The following is a 22512-nucleotide window of genomic DNA, read 5'->3' as shown; positions in this document are numbered from 1 at the left end:
CATGCGCGTCCGGCCCACATCGTGTCGAGGAGGACGGATGCCCGAGGCGTACCTCGTGGGAGGCGTGCGCACGCCCATCGGCCGCTACGGTGGCGCACTCGCGACCGTCCGGCCCGACGATCTCGCAGCGCTCGTCGTCGGCGAGGCCGTGCGCCGCGCGGGCATCGACGGCGCTGCGATCGACGAGGTGATCCTCGGTGCCGCGAACCAGGCCGGCGAGGACAACCGCAACGTGGCACGCATGGCCGTGCTGCTGGCGGGCCTGCCCGACGACGTGCCGGGCATCACCGTCAACCGCCTGTGCGCATCCGGCATGTCGGCGATCCAGCTCGCGTCGCAGGCGATCCGCTCCGGCGACGCCGACCTGATCGTCGCGGGCGGCGTCGAGTCGATGACGCGTGCGCCGTGGGTGCAGGCGAAGCCGGAGCGCGCGTGGGCGAAGCCGGGCGAGGCGTTCGACACCTCGATCGGATGGCGGTTCACGAACCCGCGCCTGGCCGCACGCGACAAGGCCGTGTTCACGATGCCCGAGACCGCCGAGGAGGTCGCGCGCGTCAACGGCATCACGCGCGCAGACGCCGATGCCTTCGCCGTGCGCTCGCACGAGCGGGCGATCGCGGCGATCGACGCTGGACGGTTCGTCGACGAGATCGTCGCGGTGCCGACGAGGGCCGGCGACGTCTCGGTCGACGAGGGCCCCCGCCGCGACACGTCGCTCGAGGCGCTCGCGGGCCTGCGGCCCGTCGTCGCAGGCGGATCGGTGACGACGGCCGGCAACGCGTCGTCGCTCAACGACGGCGCCTCGGCGATCCTCGTCGCGAGCGCCGAGGCCGTCGAGCGCTACGGCCTCACGCCGCGCGCCCGCATCGTGACGGGCGTCGCCGCGGCGCTCGAGCCCGAGGTCATGGGCCTCGGCCCCGTGCCGGCCACGAGGAAGGCGCTCGAGCGCGCGGGGCTGACGATCGACGCGATCGGCGCGGTCGAGCTCAACGAGGCGTTCGCGTCGCAGTCGCTCGCGTGCGTGCGCCGGCTCGGCCTCGACGAGTCGACGGTGAACGCCGACGGCGGCGCGATCGCGCTGGGGCATCCGCTGGGCTCCTCGGGCGCGCGGCTCGTCGTGACGCTGCTGGGCCGCATGGAGCGCGGCGACGTCGACCTGGGGCTCGCGACGATGTGCGTCGGCGTCGGCCAGGGCACGGCGATGATCGTGGAGCGGGTGCGATGACCGGCGCGCTCCGCGTCGAGCGCCACGATGCCTACGTGCTGGCCACCCTCGACCGGCCCGACCGTCGCAACGCCATCGACCAGGCCACGATCGACGACCTGCACGAGGTGTGCGCCGACCTCGAGGCGAACCCGGCGACGCTCGTGCTCGCCGGAGCCGGGGGCGTCTTCGCAGGCGGCGCCGACATCGCGCAGCTGCGCGAGCGCCGTGCCGGCGATGCGCTGCGCGGCATCAACGCCACCGCGTTCGCGCGCGTGCACGCCCTGCCGATGCCGGTGATCGCCGCGCTCGAGGGCTTCGCGCTCGGCGGCGGCGCCGAGCTGGCGTTCGCAGCCGACATCCGCTTCGCCTCCCCCACGCTGCGGCTCGGCAACCCCGAGCCCGGCCTCGGCATCCTCGCCGCCGCCGGAGCCACCTGGCGGCTGCCGGAGATCGCCGGGCACGGCGTCGCCGCCGACCTGCTGCTCACGGCACGCATCGTCGACGCCGACGAGGCGCTGCGGCTCGGCATCGTGTCGCGCATCGTCGACGACCCGCTCGCGGAGGCGATCGCGGCCGCCGAGCAGATCGCGACGCTCGACGCCGCCGCGATCCAGGCCACGAAGCGCGCCCTCGCCGCCCCGCGCGACCAGCATCCGCGCGTCGACTGCGAGGAGCAGGCCGTGCTGTTCGAGAGCCCCGAGAAGGAGCGGCGCATGACGGCGTTCCTCGACAGGAAGGCGAGACGATGAGCGGTCACGACCCCCGGGTGCCTGGCCGCGTCGGCGTGCTCGGCGGCGGCCGCATGGGCGCCGGCATCGCGCACGCGTTCGTGCTGGCCGGCGCGCAGGTGACGATCGTCGAACGCGACGAGGCCTTGGCCGACGCGGCACGCGACCGCGTCGAGCATGCGGTCGACGCATCGATCGCCCGTGGCCTCGACGCCGACCGCGACGCGCTCCTCGCAGCGCTCGCGACCGCGACCGACGCCTCGGCGTTCGCAGGCCACGACCTCGTGATCGAGGCCGTGCCGGAGGATCCTGCGCTCAAGGCCGACGCCCTCGCCCGCGCCGAGGCGGCGATCGGCGAGTCGGCCGTGCTCGCCACGAACACGTCGTCGATCGGCATCGGCACCCTCGCAGCCCCCCTCGCCCGCCCGCACCGCTTCGTCGGCCTGCACTTCTTCAACCCCGTGCCCGCATCGAGGCTCGTCGAGGTCGTCGTCGGCGACGCGACCGACGAGGGCGTCGTGTCGACGGCGCAGGGGTGGGTCGAGGCGCTCGGCAAGGCGGCGGTCACCGTGCGCGACTCCCCCGGCTTCGCATCCTCGCGGCTCGGCGTCATGCTCGGCCTCGAGGCGATCCGGATGCTCGAGGAGGGCGTCGCGTCGGCTGCTGACATCGACGCGGCCATGGAGCTCGGCTACCGCCACCCCATGGGGCCGCTGCGCACGACCGACGTCGTGGGTCTCGACGTGCGACTCGGCATCGCCGAGCAGCTCGAGGCCGAGCTCGGCCCCCGCTTCGCCCCGCCTGCGCTGCTGCGCCGCCTGGTCGCCGAGGGGCGACTGGGTCGCAAGTCCGGCGCCGGCTTCTACGACTACGACTGACCGGCGCGGGCGCCCAGGCGCACCGCCACGAGTGCACAGGAGACGACGATGACCCAGGTGCTGCCCAGCTACGTGCAGGATGCATGGTGGACCCCCGCATCCGACGACGCCGCCGACGCCGCCGAGGTGCGCGACGCCTCGACGGGCGAGCTCGTCACGCGTGTGTCGACGACGGGGCTCGACCTCGCGGGCGCACTCGAGCACGCCCGCACCGTCGGGCAGGCGAGCCTCGCGCCCCTCACGTTCCACCAGCGCGCGATGCTGCTGAAGCAGATGGCGCTCGCCCTCACCGAGCGCAAGGACGAGCTGTACGCGCTGTCGCAGCGCACGGGTGCGACGAAGGCCGACACGTGGGTCGACGTCGACGGCGGCATCGGCGTGCTCTTCACGTACTCGTCGAAGGGGCGGCGCGACATGCCGCAGTCGACCGTGTACCTCGACGGGCCCGTCGAGCAGCTGTCGAAGGATGGCTCGTTCCTCGGCCGCCACATCGCGACGACGCTGCCGGGCGTGGCCGTGCAGGTCAACGCCTTCAACTTCCCCGTGTGGGGATCGCTCGAGAAGCTCGCGCCCGCGTTCCTGGCCGGCATGCCGACCGTCATCAAGCCCGCGACGCCCACGGGCTACGTCGCCGAGCACATGGTGCGCATCCTCGTCGAGTCGGGGCTGCTGCCCGCGGGCGCCGTGCAGCTGGTGTCGGGCTCGGTGCGCGATCTGCTCGACCATCTGCGCCTCGGCGACATCGTCGGCTTCACCGGCTCGGCGTCGACGGCCGAGCGGCTGCGCAGCCACGCGCACGTGCAGACCGGCGGCGTGCGCTTCACGAGCGAGACCGACTCGATCAACGCCTCCGTGCTCGGACCGGATGCGACGCCCGACACCCCGGAGTTCGCCGCGTTCGTGCGCGGCCTCGTCGCCGAGATAACGTCGAAGGCGGGCCAGAAGTGCACGGCCATCCGCCGCGCCATCGTGCCGAACGGCCAGGTGGATGCCGTCGTCGACGCCGTGCGCGCGCGCATCGCCGAGAAGGTCGTCGTCGGCGACCCGCGCGCGGAGGGCGTGACGATGGGGGCGCTCGCCTCGACCGAGCAGCGCGACGAGGTGCTGCGGCAGGTGGCGCGGCTCACCGAGGCCGGCGGCGAGCTCGTCATCGGCTCGACCGACGCACCCGAGGTGCGCCTCGCCGACGGTTCGACGGGTGCTGCGCCGGAGGGCGCGTTCGCGTCGCCGATGCTGCTGCGGTTCACCGACGCCGACGCGGATGCGCTGCACGAGGTGGAGGCGTTCGGCCCCGTCTCGTCGATCGTCGGCTACGCAGACGCCGACGACGCCGCCAGGCTCGTGGTGCGCGGCGGCGGCTCGCTCGTGACGAGCGTCGCGAGCCACGACCCCGGGTTCGTCTCGACCCTCACGCGCCGCATCGCATCGTCGAACGGCCGCGTGCTGCTGCTCGATCGCGACGACGCCCGCGCCTCGACCGGGCACGGCTCGCCGCTGCCGATGCTGCTGCACGGCGGCCCCGGCCGCGCGGGCGGTGGCGAGGAGCTCGGCGGCATCCGGGCCGTGCTGCACCACATGCAGCGCACCGCGATCCAGGGCTCCCCTGCGATGCTCACGGCGCTCACGGGCGTGTGGCACGCGGGCGCGCCCGCCACCCCGGGCGGCACGCATCCGTTCCGCAAGTCGCTCGCCGAGCTGCGCATCGGCGACCAGGTCGCGTCGCCGTCGCGCGAGGTGACGCTCGCCGACATCGAGACGTTCGCGGCGTTCACGGGCGACACGTTCTACGCGCACATGGACGAGACGTCGGCGGCCGCCAACCCGTTCTTCCCGGGCCGCGTCGCGCACGGCTACCTGCTGGTGTCGTTCGCCGCGGGGCTCTTCGTCGAGCCGGCACCGGGCCCCGTGCTCGCGAACACGGGTCTCGAGAACCTGCGGTTCATGACACCCGTGTCGCCGGGCGACGCGATCCGCGTCGAGCTGACGGCGAAGCAGATCACGCCGCGCGAGACCGACGAGTACGGCGAGGTGCGCTGGGATGCGCGACTGCTGAACCAGCACGACGAGGTCGTCGCGCAGTACGACGTGCTCACGTACGTGCAGAAGGAGCAGACGCCCGAGCCCGTCGCCGCCTGACCGGCGGGACGGCGGCCGTCAGGCCCGCGGTGCCCCGAGCGCCTGCTGGATGCGCTCGAGCGCCTTCGCCGCGTAGCCCTGCCACATGCGTGCGATCACGGGTATCGCGAGCCTGCCTGCGAGGTTCGCGGGCCGGAGGCGCCACCGCCACGTCACGCGCGTGCCGTGCGGCACGGCCTCGAACGTCCACTCGCCCAGCACTCCCAGGTACAGCGCCGAGAACGGTCCCGTGAGGTCGGTCATCGTGTACGCGGCTCGCGTCGGCACGTCGCTGAGCTGCAGGGTCTCGATCATCGACGTGCCATCTGCCAGCAGGATGCGCCGCGCGTGCCCCACCTCCGCACCCCACCTGCCGGTGCCGACGAGCTCCTGCGTGCCGTCGATCGCGGGCAGCAGCAGGTGCCCACGATCGAAGAGGTCGGCGAGCTCGTCGCCGAGCACGCGGTCGTAGGCGACCTCGACGGTCGTCGCCACGACGATGGAGCGTTCCATGCGCTGGATCGTACGCCTGCGCGGCATGCGCTCCGTGCCGCTTGACGCGGCGGTGCGGATGCGCATCTGCGCGTCGACGGCGTCAGTCGTGCAGCAGCCTGCTCCACCCCTGCGGCACCCTGCCCTCGGGCCCCGGCGACGCCTGCGACTCGGGATGCGCGGTCGGCGGTGCCAGCGCGACGCCCTCGACCGAGGTGCCGTCGCGGAAGTCCCACGCCCAGTCCTCGCCCGGCTCGAACGACTGCATCACGGGATGCCCGGACGAGCGCCAATGCGCCGTCGCATGCTGGCCGGGCGACGAGTCGCAGCAGCCGACGTGACCGCACGCCGCGCAGCGGCGCAGGTGCATCCACCACCCGCCTGCCTCATCGCACTCGACGCATCCGGTGCCGCTCGGAGGCACCGCCGCATCCACGTCCCCTGCCAGCAGCTCCGCCATGAGGCGAGGGTACGCCGCGGCCGGCGACCGCGCGAGCGCCCGGCATGGACGCGCGAACGCCCCGAGCCGTGCGGCTCGGGGCGTTCGCTGCTCGCGAGGGCGCTCAGCCCTCGACGGGCGCGGGGATCTCGGCGGAGTCGGGTGCCTCGGTCGGCGCAGGCGTCTCGATCGACTCGGCCGACTCAGCCGACTCGGCCGACTCGGGCGCGTCGACCGAGGGCTCCACGACCGGCGCTGCCGACTCGCTCGTGGCCGTCGGCGCCTCCGGAGCGTCCGCCGTGGCAGCGTCGACGATGTCGTCGAGCTGCTGGCTGCGCGGTGCGGGTACCTCGCTGGGCCCGTCGCCGACGACGGGGAGGCCGAGGTCGATCGGGACGATCACGGTCTCGAGGCCGCACGCGGCACCGGGCACGTACGAGGCCGAGAGCTGCAGGCCGTCGTAGCCGAACTCCGCCTCGAACTCCTCCGAGTCCTCGGGGAACTGCGCGAGGAAGGCCTCGATCTGCGCCTGGACCTCCTCGAAGTCCTCCTCCGACGGCTCCGAGGAGAACGCCACGAGGTACTCGCCGCGCTCGAAGTCGTACGTCAGCGTCGACGGCTGCGTGAGGCCGAACGTCTGGCGACCGAGCTCGGCGCCGGTCTCGCCGTCGAGCACGACGAGCGTGACGAACTGGCGGAACTGCGAGCCGTCGAGCGCGTAGGTGAGCGTGCCCGCCTCGGCCGCCGCCTGCAGCGCAGGCACGAGGGCGGCGTCGTCGGGGATGAGGTAGCCGCCGACCTGGCCGTCCTCCGGCGCGCTGGCCTCTCCGATCGTGGTGGCGATGCGCTCGGGCAGCGTCACCGGCCACGGCGCGCGCGCGCCGGGCGTCATGTCGAACGTGAAGACGGTCGTCGCTCCCGGCGTGATGACGAAGCCGGGCTGCGCCGACGCCGTGAGGGTGAGGGTCGCGCCGTCACGCACGGGCGTGTAGGTGACGCCCGCGGTCGTCGGCGTCGTGATCGTCGGCTCCGCGAGGCACTGCGCGGCAGCGGTGGGGATGCCGGGGGTGACGAGCGTCGCGGCAGCCGGTGCGCGCGTGCCCGCCGGTGCCGTGACGCAGCTCGCGGATCCCGCGTCGGCCAGGGCGGGGGCGGCGGAGCCGACGCTGCCGAGCGCGAGGGCGACGACGATCGCGAGCGCTCCGAGCCCGGTCGCGACGCGACGTCGCGCCTTGCCGCTGACGGCGAGCGCGATGCCCGCTCCGATGACGACGATCGCGACGACGGCGAGCACGAGCCACTGCTCGCTCGTGCCCGTCTGCGGCAGCACGCACAGGTCCATGGGTCTCCCGATCCACTCGATGACGGCGCGAGCCACGGCCCGATCCGTGGAGATCCTATGGATCTACGGTGGGAAGGACCAGCGCTCGAGGCAACATGTCTCGACGGTGTCCCCCGTCGCCGCCCGCAGGGTCCGTACGCGAGGCGCGCGCGACGCACGACGCCCGGACCCTCGGCGGGTCCGGGCGTCGCGACGTCGGGGCTGGTCCGGGCCGCGTGCGGCACCCGGACCCCTCGCTCAGCGGCGCACGCGTCGGGCGACGACGCCTGCTGCGACGAGCATGCCGCCGAGCAGCAGGGCGAGCAGCAGCGGCTCGGCACCCGTGCGGGGCAGGCTCGGCGCGTCGGATGCGGCCGACGACGGCGCGGGTGCGGCGACCGCCGTGGGCTGCGGCGCGGTCGCCTGCTCGCCGTCGGTGGGCTCGTCGACCACGACGGGAGTGGTCTCGGTGCCGCCCGTGGGCGTGGGCTCCTCGACGGGCGTCGGGTCCTCCACCGCCGGCACGTCGACGCTCGGGTCGGACGGGGTCGGGTCGGACGGCGTCGGGTCCGACGGCGTCGGGTCGGACGGCGTCGGGTCCGAAGGCGTCGGGTCCGAAGGCGTCGGGTCCGACGGGGTCGGGTCGGACGGCGTCGGGTCCGACGGGGTCGGGTCCGAAGGGGTCGGGTCCGACGGCGTCGGGTCCGAAGGCGTCGGGTCAGACGGCGTCGGGTCCGAAGGGGTCGGGTCGGTCGGCGTCGTGGGCACGTCCGTCGCGCACGAGCCAGCGGGGAACGTCCACGTGCGACCGGTGTCGGTCGTGATGACGTACTGGCCGTCGACGGGCTGGATGCGCGTGCCATCCGCATCCGTGTGGATGCCGCTGCCCGCGGGCACGACGACGTCGACGCCGTTGATCGTGTACGTCACGTCGACGGTCGAGCTGGAGTTGTCGAGCACGAACGCCGCGTCGCACGCGCCGATGTAGTCCTGGATGCCCGGGTGGACGACGACGGGCTCCGACGGCGTCGGGTCGCTCGGCGTCGGGTCGCTCGGCGTTGGGTCGCTCGGCGTCGGGTCAGACGGCGTCGGGTCAGACGGCGTCGGGTCAGACGGCGTCGGGTCAGACGGCGTCGGGTCAGACGGGGCCGGATCGCTCGGCGTCGGGTCAGACGGCGTGGGCGTCGTGCAGATGGGGTCCTGGCCGCCTTCGCCGAAGTGCTCGTTGAACCCGTCGACCTGCACCCAGACGACGCAGTAGCCGTCGGCGGGCAGCTGCTGCTGCGCACCGCTGAACGGGTAGTACGACTGCCCGATGTACGCGCCGCCCGGCTGGCCGTTGTTCGGATCGAAGTGGCGGGTCACCTGCATCGGCGTCCAGTCGGCGCCGCGCATGCGGTACGTCTCGCCGGGCGTGTACTGGGCGATAGGGATGACCTGCGCGTTGACGTGGCCGTTGGCGTGGAACGTCTGGCCCGCGGGCAGGGTGACGCCGTCGGCGGTCACGGTGTACGGCGTGGGCGCATCGGAGCCGCCCGCCATGGCGGGGGCGGCGACGGCGAGCGCGGTGATCGACACCGCGAGCGCACCGGCGGCAGCCACGGCCGTCGTGAGGATTCGGCGCGCGCGACGGCGCAGGACAGGACGAGGCATGAGGTGCTCTCTTCAGCAGGGCGCTCGAACCGGAGCGCGACGGGCATGGTGGTCGCGACATCGCGTGGGCCATGCGGCCTCGACGACACTCCTACGAATTCGAAGCGTGTGCACCCGAAAACTGAGGAATGCACGACATCTACAGGTGCGTGCGCCCTGCAGTCGCGCGGCGTTGGAGGTTCGCTGCAATCCGTCGTACCCCGAGCGGTGTGCGACGGTATCCGAAGCACGTTCGGGCCGTGGACGACGGAATCCGCACGTTTCTCAGCGAACTCTCAGCGAGCGCTCGGGGTTCGAGCCGCGCGGCGGTGACGTCTCCCCGGTGCGTCCGCTCGTGCGGGACGCCCTCCTGCGAACCCCGCCGACCGTGCGGCGCTACCGCGCGCGGATGCCGTCGAGCGCGACCGTGATGACGTCCTCGGCCAAGCGACCGGCATCCTCCGGCCCGCCGGGCCGGTACCACTCGACGATCGAGTTCACCATGCCGAACAGCAGCCGCTCGACGATGCGCGGGTCGACGTCGGCGCGCACGGCGCCCGCCTCCTGCGCCTCCACCACGAGCGCCTGCATCGCGCGGTCGAAGGCTCGTCGCCGATGCAGGGCGGTGCGCTCGACCTCGGTGTTGCCGCGCACGCGCAGCAGCAGCGTGACCTCGGGGATGCGGCCCGCGAGCACGTGCACCGCGCCGCGCAGCACGTGCGCGAGCCGATCCTCCGCGGGCCCTCCCAGCGCCTCCGACTCCACGACGACGGCCTCGAGGCCGCCGAGCGCCGCGTCGAGCGAGGCTGCGAGCAGCGCCTCCTTCGAGGCGAAGTGGTGGTAGATCGCCGACTTCGACAGGCCGAGCCGGTCGGCGAGCATCGCGATCGACGTGGCGTCGTACCCGTGCTCGTTGAACGCGGCGACCGCGACGGCGAGGATGCCGGCACGGTCGTAGCCGGGGCGGCCCCTGCGCTGCTCGAGGTCGGTCATGCCCCCATCCTCACGCATCCCGCATCCACCCATTCGCGTTTCGCAGGCGATCACGGGGGTCGGAGGGAAGATACCCCTCGAGCACCCCTGATCGCCTGCGAAACGCGTCTCGAAGGGCAGCCCTGTCACGCCCGCTGACGAGGGCGCACCGACGACAGCCCGCCGTCGACGCCGAGCACCTGCCCGGTGATCCAGTCGTTCGCAGGATCGAGCAGGAATGCGACGGCTGCCGCGACGTCGCCTGGGCGTCCCAGCCTGCCGAGCGCATGCATCGCCTCCGAGGCGGAGCGCGAGGAGTCGGATGCCGTCAGCTGCGCGGTGAGGGGCGTCTCGACGAGCCCGGGCGCGACGGCGTTGATGCGCAGTCCGCGCGGCGCGTACGTGGCAGCCGCCGAGCGCATGAGGCCGATGACCCCGGCCTTGGCGGCAGCGATGGCGTCGTGGTTCGCGAGCCCCGCCATGACGGCTGCCGACGACACGAGCACGACCGAGCCGCCTCCGCGCATGTGCTTGCCCGCAGCGCGCACGGTCGCGAACGACGTCGTGAGCGAGGCGCCGACCACGGCGTCGAAGTCGTCGCGACTCGTGAGGTGCGCGGGCTTCAGCAGCAGCGAGCCTGCGAAGCAGGCGATGCCGTCGAACGGCCCGTGCTCGCCCACCACGCGCTCGACGGCGTCGAAGTCCGTCGCGTCGAGCATCACGTCGTCGCCGTCGCCCGCCCGCGACGTGCCGACGACCTCGTGCCCAGCGTCACGCAGCACCTGAGCGGTCGCGCCTCCGATGCCGCTCGATGCGGCGATGACGAGCATGCGTGCCATGACCTCATCCTGCTGCGCACGCCGACGACGCGGCAGCCGCTTGCGCTGCCGGGGCGTCGCGTGCGTCGCGGCGTGCAGGGCCAGGCGCGGCGGGGCGGCGCCGGTCAGTCGCGCAGGTCGTACACGCGCTTGAGCTTGCCCTCGCTGCGCGGCAGGTGACCGGGCTGGATGAGGCGCACGTCGACGCTCGTGCCGATGCGCTCCTTCACCTGCGCCTGCAGCAGCGCCGCCGCGTCCGCCGCCGCCGCATCCGAGGCACCCGGATCCGGCTCGATGCCGACGGTGAGCGCATCCATGCGGCCCGAGCGGGTGAGCTCGAGCACGAAGTGCGGCGAGAGGCCCGGGATGCCGAGCGCGATCTCCTCGATCTGCGTCGGGAACAGGTTCACGCCGCGGAGGATGATCATGTCGTCGTTGCGGCCGGTGATCTTCTCGATGCGGCGCATGCCCGTGCGCCCCGAGCCCGGCAGCAGCCTCGTGAGGTCGCGAGTGCGGTAGCGCAGCACCGGGAAGGCCTCCTTCGTCAGCGACGTGAACACGAGCTCGCCGACCTCGCCGTCCGGCAGCGGCGCGCCCGTGTCGGAGTCGATGATCTCGGGCAGGAAGTGGTCCTCCCAGATGTGCGGGCCATCCTTCGTCTCCACGCATTCGCTGCCGACGCCGGGGCCCATGACCTCCGAGAGGCCGTAGATGTCGACGGCGTCGATGTCGAGCCGCTCCTCGAGCTCGCGGCGCATCTCGTTCGTCCACGGCTCGGCGCCGAGCACGGCGACCTTGAGGCTCGTGGAGCGCGGGTCGACGCCTGCTGCCTCGAGCGCGTCGGCGATCGTCAGCAGGTAGGAGGGCGTGCAGAGGATGGCGTCGGGCTCGAAGTCGCAGATGAGCTGCGCCTGCCTCGCCGTCTGCCCGCCCGACATGGGGATGACGGTCGCGCCGAGGCGCTCGATGCCCGCGTGGGCGCCGAGGCCGCCGGTGAAGAGGCCGTAGCCGTAGGCGTTGTGCACCTTCATGCCGCGGCGGATGCCGGCGGCACGCAGGCTGCGCGCCACGAGGTCGCCCCAGCGGTCGAGGTCGCCTGCGGTGTAGCCGACGACGGTGGGCTTGCCGGTGGTGCCGCTGGATGCGTGGATGCGGGCGACCTGCTCCATGGGCACGGCGAACATGCCGAACGGGTACGTGTCGCGCAGGTCGGCCTTCGTCGTGAACGGCAGGCGCGCGACGTCGGCGAGCGTGCGGATGTCGGCGGGCTCGACGCCGACGGCATCGAGCTTGGCCGTGTACAGCGGCACGTTCGCGTACGCGTGGTGCACGGTCTGCTGCAGGCGCTCGAGCTGCAGCGCCTCGAGGTCGGCGCGGCTGAGGCGCTCCTCGGGGTCGCGCTCCTCGACGGGCGTCGCGGCGACGCGCATGCGTGCGGCGACGATCGCGCCGGTCGTGTCGGGGTTCGTGATCGTCATCTCAGACTCCTTCGTCTGCGTCGTCCCTCGATGATCGGCCACTGGATGCGGCGATGCGGCCGAATCCAGCGCATCGAGGGACCAGTCGGCGGCATCGAGTGACCAATCGGGAGGTCGGCCGTCAGGGGGTGGGGAAGGGACGCGCGGTCGTGAACGACCGGCCGCGGAACTCGGCGACGACGTCGCCCGTCTCGTCGGTGACCTGCACGTCGTAGAGGCCCGTGCGCCCGCGCTGCGTGCGACGCACCGCGGTGGCGGTGAGGGTCTGGCCAGCCCGCGTCGACTTCAGGAACGAGACGTCGGCGCCCTGCGCCACCGTCACCGCCTCTCCGTCGTTGCAGGCGATCGCGAACGCCGTGTCGGCGAGGGCGAAGACGAGGCCGCCGTGGGTGATGGCGAATCCGTTCGTGAGCTCGGGACGCACGAGCATCGACGTGACGGCGAGGCCGTCCTCGTCACGCTCGACCCGCATGCCCAGCAGCGCCGACGCGGCATCGCGCTCCAGCATCGCTCGCGTGTGGGGCCGAGCCGCGGCGACGGCGTCGCCGCGAAGGCCCGTGCCCTCCGTCGTGGTCGCGTCGCGCATCCGCACTCCCTCGTGCTCGTCGTCTACGACCGGGGGGTGCCCAGATCGCGTCGTGCCGCTATAGTAACTGAACGATCGTTCGGTAATCCACTCCGGGTCCCGCAGACCCGGCTGCCTCGCGATCCGCACAGAAGGAGTCGACGATGACCGCACCCCTCGCAGCCACGAGCGCGCAGGCCCACGGCCGCGCCCACGACGAGCAGGCAGGCCAGGCGCAGTTCGATGCGCTCATCGAGGCAGACGGTCGCATCGAGCCGCGCGACTGGATGCCCGCCGCCTACCGCAAGACGCTCATCCGCCAGATCTCGCAGCACGCGCACTCCGAGATCATCGGCATGCAGCCGGAGGCCAACTGGATCACCCGCGCCCCGAGCCTCAAGCGCAAGGCCATCCTCATGGCGAAGGTGCAGGACGAGGCCGGCCACGGCCTCTACCTCTACTCCGCGGCGCAGACGCTCGGCATCGGCCGCGAGGAGATGACCGAGCAGCTCATCGCCGGTCGCGCCCGCTACTCGTCGATCTTCAACTACCCCACGCCCACGTGGGCCGACATGGGCGCGATCGGCTGGCTCGTCGACGGCGCCGCCATCGCCAACCAGGTGCCGCTGTGCCGCGCCAGCTACGGCCCCTACGGCCGCGCGATGGTGCGCATCTGCAAGGAGGAGTCCTTCCATCAGCGACAGGGCTTCGAGATCCTGCTCGAGCTCATGCAGGGCACCGAGGCGCAGCGACGGATGGCGCAGGACGCCGTCGACCGCTGGTACTGGCCGTCGCTCATGATGTTCGGCCCGCCGGACGACGAGTCGCCGAACTCGGCGCAGTCGATGGCGTGGAACATCAAGCGCTTCTCGAACGACGAGCTGCGCCAGCGGTTCGTGGGCATGCTCGTGCCGCAGGCGGAGGTGCTCGGCATCACGCTGCCCGATGCGAACCTCGCCTGGAACGAGGAGACGGGCGCCTACGACATGTCCGAGATCGACTGGACCGAGTTCCACGAGGTGCTCGCCGGCCGCGGGCCCTGCAACGCCCAGCGCATCCAGCATCGCCGCGAGGCGCACGACGAGGGCGCCTGGGTGCGCGAGGCCGCGCACGCGTACGCCGCGAAGCAGTCCGAGGCGGCGACCGAGCGAGTGGCCGCCTGATGGGCACCCCGGGCGAGACGGGTGCGGAGGCGTGGCCGCTGTGGGAGGTGTTCGTGCGCGCGAACCGCGGCCTGAGCCACGTGCACGTCGGGTCGCTGCATGCACCAGACGCGAGCATGGCGATCCGCAACGCCCGCGACCTGTACACGCGCCGCGGCGAGGGCGTGTCGATCTGGGTCGCGCCCGCCGACGGCATCACCACGAGCGACCCCGACGCGAAGGGCGAGTGGTTCGAGAGCCCCGCTGGCAAGAACTTCCGTCACGCCATCTACTACACGAAGACCGAGGGCGTGAAGCACCTGTGAGCCACGACATCTCCACGGGGGTCGAGGGCGAGGAGGCCCACGGCGACGTCAGCGTCGACGAGCTCGCCCTCAGCGTCGAGCTCTCGGGCTCCGACGGCACCGTCGCATCGGCCGACGTCGCCGAGTACGCCATGTGGCTCGGCGACGACGCGCTCATCCTGTCGCAGCAGCTGGGGTGGTGGATCTCGAGGGCGCCCGAGCTCGAGGAGGACGTCGCGCTCGGCAACATCGGCCTCGACGTGCTCGGCCACGCGCGCTCGTTCCTGCGCTACGCGGGCACGGCCGACGGGCGCACGGAGGACGACCTCGCGTACTGGCGCGACGAGCCCGCGTTCCGCTGCGCCTGGCTGTTCCAGGCGCCCAACGGCCACTTCGGCGACACGATCGCCAGGCAGACGATCGCCTCCGCGTTCCAGCTCGAGCTGTACCGCCGCCTCGCGAGCAGCGCGGATGCGGCGCTCGCCGCGATCGCGACGAAGTCGGTCAAGGAGGTCGCGTACCACCTCGACCACGCCACGCAGTGGGTGCTGCGCCTGGCAGGCGGCACCGACGTCTCCCGCGAGCGCATCGCGCAGTCGCTGACCGACGTGTGGCCGCTCGTCGACGAGCTGTTCCGCGACGAGCCCGTGATCGACCGCCTCGACGGCATCGCCGTGCGCCCGTCGACGCTGCGCGAGCCCGTGCTCGCACGGCTGCAGGCGATCCTGGACGCCGCCGACCTCGAGATGCCGTCGGTGGAGCCGTCGATGGCGGGCGGCAGGCAGGGCAGGCACTCGTCGCGACTGGGCTACCTGCTCGCCGAGATGCAGGTGCTCGCCCGTTCGCATCCGGGGGCATCGTGGTGACCCGCGTGGACGCGCTGGCAGCGACGCCCGACCAGACGGGCGACGCCGCATCCCGTGCCGCATGGGAGCTCGCCGCCCAGGTCACCGATCCCGAGGTGCCCGTGCTGACGATCGCCGACCTCGGCGTGCTGCGCTCGGTCGCGAGCGACGGCGACGCGGCGCACGTCGTGCTCACGCCCACGTACTCGGGCTGCCCCGCGATCGACCAGATGCGCGACGACGTCGTGCTGCAGCTCACGGCCGCCGGGTACGGCGACGTGCGCGTCGACTTCACCCTCTCCCCCGCGTGGACGACCGACTGGATGAGCGCCGACGGCCGCGCGAAGCTGCGTCGCTACGGCATCGCGCCTCCCAACGGCACGGCGCCGCACCTCGACGGCCCCGTGCGCATCGCGATGGCCGTGAAGTGCCCTCGATGCGACTCGCTCGACACGCGCGAGCTCGCCCGCTTCGGCTCCACCTCCTGCAAGGCGCTCTACGAGTGCCGCTCGTGCCTCGAGCCGTTCGACTTCTTCAAGGTGCTGTAGATGGCCGCTCAGAACCTCTCCCCCTCGCGCGCGGGCGCGCGCCGCGGCTCGTTCCACGCGCTCGAGGTCGCGTCGGTACGGCCGCTCACCGCCGACAGCGTCGAGGTGACCTTCGCGGTGCCCGAGCCGCTCGCCGGCAGCTTCGACTACCAGCCCGGCCAGCACGTCGCGTTGCGCGCGACGATCGACGGGCGCGAGGTGCGCCGTTCGTACTCGATCTGCCGCCCGCCCACCGCCGGCAGCATCTCGGTCGCGATCAAGCGCGACCTCGGCGGCGTGTTCTCGTCGTGGGCGCACGACGCGCTCGAGCCGGGCACGGTCGTCGACGTCATGAGCCCGCAGGGCACGTTCACGTCGGGGCTCGACGACCTCGCGGGTCGCCACGTCGTCGGCATCGCCGCCGGCAGCGGCATCACGCCGCTCATGGCCGTCGCGCACCGCGTGCTGTCGCACGCCGACGACTCCCGCTTCACGCTGCTGTACACGAACCGCTCGCAGCTCGACGTCATGTTCGTCGAGGAGCTCGCCGACCTCAAGGACCGCTACCGCGGCCGCCTGGCGCTGCACCACGTGCTCACGCGCGAGCAGCGCACGGCGCCCCTGCTGTCCGGCCGCATCGACGAGGAGCGCCTCGGCCGCATCCTCGACGCCCTCATCCCCCCGCAGACCGTCGACGAGTGGTTCCTGTGCGGGCCGTTCGAGCTCGTGCAGCTGTGCCGCGACGTGCTCGCCGGTCGCGGCGTCGACCCGTCGCACGTGCGCTTCGAGCTGTTCACGACCGGCAGGCCGGAGCGCGTGGAGGGCGACGCGGGCAGACCCGTGGAGGTGCGCACGGGCGAGGCGACGTGGCGACTCGACTTCACCCTCGACGGCCAGTCGGCCACGGTGGAGAGCCCGATCGCGGCGAACGAGTCGATCCTCAACGCTGCGCTGCGGGTGCGGCAGGACGTGCCGTTCGCGTGCGCGGGCGGCGTCTGCGGCACGTGCAGGGCACGTGTCGTCGAGGGCAGCGTGACGATGACGGAGAACTACGCGCTCGAGCCCGACGAGCTGGCCCGCGGCTACGTGCTCACGTGCCAGTCGCATCCGAAGGGCGAGCGCGTCGTCGTCGACTACGACGGCTGACGCCGCGACAGTCGCAGCCAACGTTCAGCAACTGCACGGGATGATCGGCCCCATGAGCACAGTGAACGCCGACGTGCCGATCGGCACCCCCGTCTACGGCATCGGCTTCATGCCGGCCGTCAAGCGCTTCTTCAAGGGCATCTTCACCTTCTCGGGCCGCGCGTCGCGCGGCGAGTTCTGGTGGGGCTACCTCGCCGTCATGATCGTCACCCTCATCCTCGGCATCATCGCCGGCATCGTGGCAGGCGTCGAGGTCGCGGCGCTCCTCGCGTCGTACTCGGCGTCGTACGACCCCTACACGACGACTGCTGCCCCCGTGCCGGTCGCGACGGTCATCGTCAGCATCATCGTGGCGATCATCACCATCCCCCTCGCGATCGCGACGCTCGCCGCAGGTGCGCGTCGTCTGCGCGACGCGGGCTTCTCGCCGCTGTTCCTGCTCCTCAGCATCGTCGGGCTCGGCATCGTGTGGGTCATCATGTGCGCCCTCCCCACGAAGGACGCGAACGCAGGCTACGGCCAGCCCGCTGCCGCCTACGGTCAGCAGTCGCAGCAGGGCTACGGCCAGCAGCCGCAGCAGGGCTACGGCCAGCAGCCGCAGCAGTCGTACCCGCCGGTGCCGCCGTCGGCAGCCCAGCAGCAGGCGCCGCAGCAGCCGCCCTACGGGCAGCAGCCGCCGCAGCAGCCCCCGTACGGTCAGCAGCAGTAGCGCACCGACGACGACGGCCCGGATGCCATGCATCCGGGCCGTCGTCGTGCGTGGGCGACGCAGCGATCCCCGGTGGCGATGCTCCGTGACGCACGCCTCGCATCCCTCGCACGCACGCGAGAGGATGGGGTGCCAGCGCGAAGGAGCAGCATGATCGACCTCACCATCGAGCACGACGTCGCCGAGATCACGCTCGACGCCCCCGAGCGGCGCAACGCCCTCGACGAGGCGGCGCTCAAGGACCTCGCGATGGCGGTCGCCGACGCGGAGTCCGCCGGCGTGCGAGCACTCGTGCTGCGCGGCGAGGGCCCCGCGTTCTGCGCGGGTCGCGACATCTCGGCCGTCGACCCGGCGACCGACGACGTGCAGGGGTTCCTGGGGCACCGCGTGCAGCCGCTGCTCGAGCACCTCGCAGCGTTCCCCGCTCCCACGTTCGCAGCGGCGCACGGCGCATGCCTCGGCGTCGGCCTCGGCCTGCTCGTCGCGACCGACGTCGTGTACGTCGCCGAGTCGGCCAAGATCGGCAGCCCGTTCGCGAACCTCGGCGCGACGCTCGACTCCGGCGGCCACGCCCTGTTCGTCGACCGCCTCGGCGCGCACCGCACGCTCGACCTCATCTACTCCGGCAGGCTCATGACCGGTGCGGAGGCCGTAGCGGCCGGGCTGTTCTCGCAGGCGCTGCCCGACGACGACGTGCTCGCGGCGACCCGCGCCGCGGCGGCGCATGCGGCGTCGGGTGCGACGCTCGCGTTCCGTGCGTCGAAGGAGCTCGTGCGCGAGCTGCGCGACGAGCGCCTCGGCCTGTGGCGCTCCATGGCGCACGAGACGCGCGCGCAGGCGCGACTGGCGCGGTCCGAGGACTACCGCGAGGGGTTCGCGGCGTTCCAGCAGAAGCGCACCCCCACGTTCCAGGGGCGGTGACCGCGCGCCGAGACGCTCGAGGGATCCGCCGCAGGCTCCCAGGCGCCGCCGGGGAGGATGGCGACATGGCCCTTCCTCACGCCGCGTCCGCCGTGCCGCTCGACCAGCCCCTGTACGGTGCGACGCTGCGGCAGGCCGTCTCGCGCTTCTTCCGCAAGTACGCGACGTTCACGGGCCGCGCGAGCCGCAGCGAGTACTGGTGGGCGATGCTGTGCACCAACGTGCTCGTGCTCGTCGCGTTCGTGCCCTTCATCGTGGCCATGATCGGCCAGATGGTGTCGCTCATGGGCCTCACCGCATCGATGGCCACGTCGACGTCGCCGTCGATCGAGCTCGTCGAGCTGATGTTCGCGACCATCACCGGCTGGATGCTCGCCGCCTTCATCTCCCTCGTGCCGATGCTCCTCGTGTCGTTCGGCCTCTTCGTGCCCACGCTCGCCCTGCTCGTGCGCAGGCATCACGACGCGGGATGGAGCGGATGGCTCGTGCTGCTCGTCTACGCCACGAGCGGCATCTGGTCGTACGTCGTCGGCTTCATGCCATCGAAGCACGAGGGCCTGCGCTTCGAGCCCTTCGGCACCGTGGCGATCCTCTCCCCCGACCTCGTCGCCGCACCGTACCCGGCGGCGCCCGGCATGGCAGGCCAGCCGTTCGCGACCGCGCCGCAGCCCGGCCCCTGGCAGCAGCCCGCGGGTCAGCAGCCCGCAGGCCAGCAGCCCGCAGGCCAGCAGCAGCCGCAGGGCTGGTGACGGCGGCGTCGAGCGTCGACGCTCGTCAGGCGTCGGTGATCGTGACGTACATGCGGTCGAGCTCGACCTCGACGAGCACGACGTGCTCCCCATCCGACCACGTGCTCTGCCCCTGCTCGCCGAAGCCGTCCGCCTCGAGCGTCGCGACGTAGCCGTCGATCGAGCCGCCGCGCAGCTCGTACGTCGCCGTGTAGGCGATGAGCAGGTCGGTCTCCTCGACGAGCGGCAGATCGGGCCTCGGCACCGAGGCGGGCCACGACGCGACGCCGCCGCCGTCCTCGGCGCCCAGGAGGTCGCCGCCGCCCCCGCTCTCGCTCGCGCATCCGCCGAGCGCACCCGCGAGCACGACGGCGCACGCGACGAGCGGCAGCCCCGCACGCCGAAGCGCGGGGGCCGCCGCTCGTCGCATCGCGCCCATGCGACCAGCGTCGCACGCGCGGCTGGATGCGGTCAGAGCAGGCCGAGCTCGCGCAGCTTCGCGTCGACGTCGGCGTTCGACGGCTCGACGTGGTGCGACGCATCCGGGTAGAGCACGACCGGGATCTGCGTGCGGCCCGAGATCTCGCGGGCCACCTCGACGGCATCCGGCTCCGCCTCGAGGTCGACGTACCGGTACGGCACGCCGAGCCCGTCGAGCTGCGCCTTCGTGCGCCTGCAGTCGCGGCACCACTCGGCGCCGAACATCGTGATCCCCTGCTGGGCGCCGGCCTGTGCCGCTGCGGTGTCGGTCATGCTGCGATCCTCGCATCCTCGACGCCGCCGCGCTCGGCGACCGACGCGACGAGCGCATCCGCCTCCACCGTCACGGCCACGGCCCCGCCATCGCCGACCGCGTCGGCCACGAGCAGGTCGGCGACGCGGTCGTCGATCTCGCGCTGGATGAGCCTGCGCAGCGGGCGCGCGCCGTACTCGGGCTCGTAGCCGTGCTCGGCGAGCCAGGCCACGGCCGCGTCGTCGACGTCGATGCGGATGCCCTGCCTGGCGAGGCGTGCGGACGTCTGCGCCAGCAGCATCCGCACGATCGCCTGCAGCTGGTCGCGCTCGAGCGCACGGAACAGCACGATCTCGTCGATGCGGTTGATGAGCTCGGGCCGCATCGCCTCGCGCAGGCGACCCATGACGCGGGCGCGCAGCTCGTGCTCGGTGAAGCCCGAGCCGCCGTGCGCGACGAAGCCCATGGCGCCCGACCGGCTCGCGAGCGTCTCGGATCCGACGTTCGAGGTCATGATGATCACCGCGTTGCGGAAGTCGACCGTGCGGCCCTGCCCGTCGGTGAGGCGGCCGTCCTCGAGCACCTGCAGCAGCAGGTTGAAGACGTCGGGGTGCGCCTTCTCGATCTCGTCGAGCAGCACCACCGAGTACGGGCGGCGGCGGATGCGCTCGGTGAGCTGGCCAGCCTCGTCGTAGCCGACGTAGCCGGGAGGGGCACCGATGAGCCGCGAGACCGTGTGGCGCTCGCCGAACTCCGACATGTCGAAGCGCACCATCGCCGACTCGTCGCCGAACAGCGAGCCCGCGAGCGTCTTCGCGAGCTCGGTCTTGCCGACGCCCGTGGGGCCGAGGAACAGGAACGACCCGATGGGCCGCGTCTCGTCGCCCAGGCCCGACCGCGAGCGGCGGATGGCGCGCGCGACCGCCTCGACGGCGTCGTCCTGGCCGACGACGCGCTCGTGCAGCTCGTCGCCGAGGCGGGCGAGGCGCGAGCGGTCGTCGTCGCCGAGCGATGCGGCGGGGATGCCGGTCGCGCGGCTCACGACCTCGGCGATCGCAGCGTCGTCGACCACGGCGTCCTGCGCGATCGCGGGCGCCGCGTCGCCGTCGATCGTCGCCTGCACCGCGGCGATGCGGTCGCGGATGCTCGAGGCCTCCTCGTAGTCCTCACGCTCGATCGCGGCCGACTTCTCGGCCTCGAGGGTCGCGAGCTGCGCCTGCAGCGCGGCGACGTCGACGGTGCGGCCCAGCCGCAGCCGCAGCCTGGCACCCGCCTGGTCGACGAGGTCGATCGCCTTGTCGGGCAGGAAGCGGTCGGTGACGTAGCGGTGCGACAGCTCGACGGCGGCGCGGATGGCGTCGTCGGTGTAGCGCACGGCATGGTGCTCCTCGTACGCCGAGCGCAGGCCGTGCAGGATCGCGACGGCGTCGTCGACCGACGGCTCGGCGACGTGCACCGACTGGAAGCGGCGGGTGAGCGCTGCATCCTTCTCGATGCGTCGGTACTCGGCGAGCGTCGTGGCGCCGATCATGTGCAGGTCGCCGCGTGCGAGCCGCGGCTTGAGGATGTTCGCCGCATCCATGCCGCCCTCGCCGCCGCCCGCACCGAGGATGGTGTGGAGCTCGTCGATGAACACGACGAGCTCGTCGGCGTTCGCGGCGATCTCGTCCATCGCCGCGCCGATGCGCTCCTCGAAGTCACCCCGGTACCGGGTGCCGGCGACCATGGAGGTCATGTCGAGCGCGACGACGCGCTTGCCCTCGAGCTGCGGTGGCACATCGCCTGCGACGATCGCCTGCGCGAGCCCCTCGACGATCGCGGTCTTGCCGACGCCGGCCTCGCCGATGAGCACGGGGTTGTTCTTCGTGCGTCGCGCGAGGATCTCGACCGTCTGCGCGATCTCGTCGGCGCGGCCGACGACGGGGTCGATCTCGCCGCGCTCCGCCTTGGCCGTGAGGTCGATGCCGAACCGGTCGAGCGTGGGCGTGGTCGACTCGGGATCGATCGCGCTGCCGTCGCGCTGCGTCGGCTGCGGCTGCGCGCCCTCGGCGCTCGCCCTGTGCGCCTCGGCCATCGCACGGCCGAGCGACTCCTGCGTCACGCCAGCGGCGTCGAGGATGCGGCCGCCGACGGTGTCCTGCGCGAGCAGGAACGCGAACAGCAGGTGCTCGGGGTCGATGTAGCTCGCCCCGTTGGCGCGCGCCACCTGGTAGGCGTCGCGGAGCACGCGCTGCGCGCTCGCCGTGAGCACCTGCGGCGCCTCGCTCGCCTGGGCCTCGCCTGGCAGCCGCTCCTGGGCGGCGGACTCGATCGCAGCGGTGTCGGCGCCCGCGGCTCGGAGCACCTCGGCGACCTGCGGGTGGGCGACGGTGGCCTGCAGCAGGTGCAGGGCGTCGACGTCCTGGTGGCCGTGCTCGCGAGCGCGCTCGACGGCTCGGGCGAGGATGGTCGCCGCACGGCGGGTGAGCAGCCTCGAGACGTCGACCTGCCGGCCGCCGCCTTGCGCCTGCAGCAGTCGCGCGAGGAAGTCGTCGAACGATCCGCTGGGACCGGTGAACGCGGGCATCGTGCCTCCTTGAGGAAACTTGCGTGGAGTGCGCTCAAGTCTACGGATGTGAGCGCCTCTCGCTCAAGTACGACGCCGAGGGGCCGCGCGGCATTCCGCGGTGGCGTTCGCTCGTGGCGAGCGGGAGGTCGGGCGGGCACCACGGCACGGCGAGCCCCTTTCGAGGCTCGCTGCGCTCGCACCTCAAGGAGCGGTGGGGGAACGCCCCGCTCGCGAAGGACCCGAACACCCCCACGCCTCAACCC

At 72.8% G+C, this 22512-nt stretch carries 23 protein-coding genes; 12 read left to right on the top strand and 11 right to left on the bottom strand.

Annotated elements, in window-relative coordinates; all coding sequences use genetic code 11:
* Nucleotides 1-37: 37 nt before the first annotated feature.
* From ACZ6H8_RS05755 to paaZ, 4 genes are read left to right on the top strand one after another with little or no spacing between them, the layout of a single operon-like run.
* Nucleotides 38-1225 carry a thiolase family protein gene (locus ACZ6H8_RS05755; protein ID WP_464145376.1) on the top strand — a complete coding sequence of 396 codons (1188 nt, stop codon included), beginning with the start codon at nt 38-40 and terminating at the stop codon, nt 1223-1225.
* A complete protein-coding gene (locus tag ACZ6H8_RS05750) occupies nt 1222-1956 on the top strand; it encodes an enoyl-CoA hydratase/isomerase family protein (RefSeq protein ID WP_464145375.1) in 735 nt (244 codons plus the stop codon). Before ACZ6H8_RS05755 ends, ACZ6H8_RS05750 begins: the two co-directional genes overlap by 4 nt.
* Entirely contained in the window at nt 1953-2813 is an 861-nt protein-coding gene (locus tag ACZ6H8_RS05745) for a 3-hydroxyacyl-CoA dehydrogenase family protein (RefSeq protein ID WP_464145373.1), read from the top strand. The genes ACZ6H8_RS05750 and ACZ6H8_RS05745 overlap by 4 nt, the downstream gene beginning before the upstream one ends.
* A gap of 48 nt (nt 2814-2861) precedes the next feature.
* Nucleotides 2862-4949, top strand: a complete 2088-nt coding sequence (paaZ, locus tag ACZ6H8_RS05740) for a phenylacetic acid degradation bifunctional protein PaaZ (RefSeq protein ID WP_464145370.1) — start codon at nt 2862-2864, stop codon at nt 4947-4949.
* Between the two features lie 18 nt (nt 4950-4967).
* On the opposite strand, the gene ACZ6H8_RS05735 is transcribed toward paaZ, so the two are convergent.
* The 8 genes from ACZ6H8_RS05735 to ACZ6H8_RS05700 all read right to left on the bottom strand — a co-directional run bounded on the left by ACZ6H8_RS05735 (nt 4968) and on the right by ACZ6H8_RS05700 (nt 12666).
* Entirely contained in the window at nt 4968-5441 is a 474-nt protein-coding gene (locus tag ACZ6H8_RS05735; protein ID WP_464145368.1) for an SRPBCC family protein, read from the bottom strand.
* Nucleotides 5442-5523: 82 nt separating this feature from the next.
* Nucleotides 5524-5880 (bottom strand): UBP-type zinc finger domain-containing protein, encoded by a 357-nt coding sequence (locus tag ACZ6H8_RS05730; RefSeq protein ID WP_464145365.1) that lies wholly within the window; start codon nt 5878-5880, stop codon nt 5524-5526.
* A 103-nt stretch (nt 5881-5983) separates the two neighbouring features.
* Nucleotides 5984-7237: an LPXTG cell wall anchor domain-containing protein gene (locus ACZ6H8_RS05725; protein ID WP_464145363.1), complete on the bottom strand. Its 1254-nt coding sequence runs from the start codon at nt 7235-7237 to the stop codon at nt 5984-5986.
* A gap of 201 nt (nt 7238-7438) precedes the next feature.
* Nucleotides 7439-8833 carry a hypothetical protein gene (locus ACZ6H8_RS05720; protein WP_464145361.1) on the bottom strand — a complete coding sequence of 465 codons (1395 nt, stop codon included), beginning with the start codon at nt 8831-8833 and terminating at the stop codon, nt 7439-7441.
* A 375-nt stretch (nt 8834-9208) separates the two neighbouring features.
* Complete coding sequence (locus ACZ6H8_RS05715; protein WP_464145359.1) at nt 9209-9805, bottom strand: TetR/AcrR family transcriptional regulator; 597 nt, start codon at nt 9803-9805, stop codon at nt 9209-9211.
* 125 nt (nt 9806-9930) lie between these two features.
* On the bottom strand, nt 9931-10623 hold the full coding sequence (locus tag ACZ6H8_RS05710; protein ID WP_464145357.1) for an SDR family NAD(P)-dependent oxidoreductase: 693 nt from the start codon (nt 10621-10623) through the stop codon (nt 9931-9933).
* Between the two features lie 104 nt (nt 10624-10727).
* On the bottom strand, nt 10728-12080 hold the full coding sequence (paaK, locus tag ACZ6H8_RS05705; RefSeq protein ID WP_464145354.1) for a phenylacetate--CoA ligase PaaK: 1353 nt from the start codon (nt 12078-12080) through the stop codon (nt 10728-10730).
* 121 nt (nt 12081-12201) lie between these two features.
* The gene (locus tag ACZ6H8_RS05700) at nt 12202-12666 is read right to left on the bottom strand and encodes a hotdog fold thioesterase (protein ID WP_464145352.1); all 465 of its coding nucleotides are present in this window, start codon (nt 12664-12666) and stop codon (nt 12202-12204) included.
* Nucleotides 12667-12809: 143 nt separating this feature from the next.
* Here ACZ6H8_RS05700 and paaA point away from each other — a divergent pair, with 143 nt between their 5' ends.
* The 8 genes from paaA to ACZ6H8_RS05660 all read left to right on the top strand — a co-directional run bounded on the left by paaA (nt 12810) and on the right by ACZ6H8_RS05660 (nt 18989).
* Nucleotides 12810-13808 carry a 1,2-phenylacetyl-CoA epoxidase subunit PaaA gene (paaA, locus tag ACZ6H8_RS05695; RefSeq protein ID WP_464145350.1) on the top strand — a complete coding sequence of 333 codons (999 nt, stop codon included), beginning with the start codon at nt 12810-12812 and terminating at the stop codon, nt 13806-13808.
* Nucleotides 13808-14113 (top strand): 1,2-phenylacetyl-CoA epoxidase subunit PaaB, encoded by a 306-nt coding sequence (gene paaB / locus ACZ6H8_RS05690; protein ID WP_464145348.1) that lies wholly within the window; start codon nt 13808-13810, stop codon nt 14111-14113. The genes paaA and paaB overlap by 1 nt, the downstream gene beginning before the upstream one ends.
* Nucleotides 14110-14958 (top strand): 1,2-phenylacetyl-CoA epoxidase subunit PaaC, encoded by an 849-nt coding sequence (gene paaC / locus ACZ6H8_RS05685; RefSeq protein ID WP_464145346.1) that lies wholly within the window; start codon nt 14110-14112, stop codon nt 14956-14958. The genes paaB and paaC overlap by 4 nt, the downstream gene beginning before the upstream one ends.
* 5 nt (nt 14959-14963) lie before the next feature.
* Nucleotides 14964-15485, top strand: a complete 522-nt coding sequence (gene paaD, locus ACZ6H8_RS05680; RefSeq protein ID WP_464145345.1) for a 1,2-phenylacetyl-CoA epoxidase subunit PaaD — start codon at nt 14964-14966, stop codon at nt 15483-15485.
* Nucleotides 15486-16610, top strand: a complete 1125-nt coding sequence (paaE, locus tag ACZ6H8_RS05675) for a 1,2-phenylacetyl-CoA epoxidase subunit PaaE (protein WP_464145343.1) — start codon at nt 15486-15488, stop codon at nt 16608-16610. It begins immediately after the preceding gene.
* 52 nt (nt 16611-16662) lie between these two features.
* Nucleotides 16663-17319, top strand: a complete 657-nt coding sequence (locus tag ACZ6H8_RS05670; protein ID WP_464145341.1) for a DUF805 domain-containing protein — start codon at nt 16663-16665, stop codon at nt 17317-17319.
* A gap of 150 nt (nt 17320-17469) precedes the next feature.
* Nucleotides 17470-18240, top strand: a complete 771-nt coding sequence (locus ACZ6H8_RS05665) for an enoyl-CoA hydratase/isomerase family protein (RefSeq protein WP_464145339.1) — start codon at nt 17470-17472, stop codon at nt 18238-18240.
* Between the two features lie 65 nt (nt 18241-18305).
* The gene (locus ACZ6H8_RS05660; protein WP_464145337.1) at nt 18306-18989 is read left to right on the top strand and encodes a DUF805 domain-containing protein; all 684 of its coding nucleotides are present in this window, start codon (nt 18306-18308) and stop codon (nt 18987-18989) included.
* Nucleotides 18990-19014: 25 nt separating this feature from the next.
* On the opposite strand, the gene ACZ6H8_RS05655 is transcribed toward ACZ6H8_RS05660, so the two are convergent.
* Genes ACZ6H8_RS05655 through ACZ6H8_RS05645 form a run of 3 tightly spaced genes read right to left on the bottom strand, consistent with a single transcriptional unit; the run spans nt 19015 to nt 22267 of the window.
* The gene (locus ACZ6H8_RS05655) at nt 19015-19407 is read right to left on the bottom strand and encodes a hypothetical protein (RefSeq protein ID WP_464145335.1); all 393 of its coding nucleotides are present in this window, start codon (nt 19405-19407) and stop codon (nt 19015-19017) included.
* Nucleotides 19408-19439: 32 nt separating this feature from the next.
* Nucleotides 19440-19721: a glutaredoxin family protein gene (locus ACZ6H8_RS05650; protein ID WP_464145333.1), complete on the bottom strand. Its 282-nt coding sequence runs from the start codon at nt 19719-19721 to the stop codon at nt 19440-19442.
* Nucleotides 19718-22267 (bottom strand): ATP-dependent Clp protease ATP-binding subunit, encoded by a 2550-nt coding sequence (locus tag ACZ6H8_RS05645; RefSeq protein WP_464145331.1) that lies wholly within the window; start codon nt 22265-22267, stop codon nt 19718-19720. Before ACZ6H8_RS05645 ends, ACZ6H8_RS05650 begins: the two co-directional genes overlap by 4 nt.
* Nucleotides 22268-22512: the final 245 nt, after the last annotated feature.

This window comes from Agrococcus sp. AC640b (assembly GCF_979255995.1).
The sequence above is the reverse complement of the archived record's forward strand: the minus strand, read 5'-3'. Positions and strand labels throughout refer to the sequence as shown.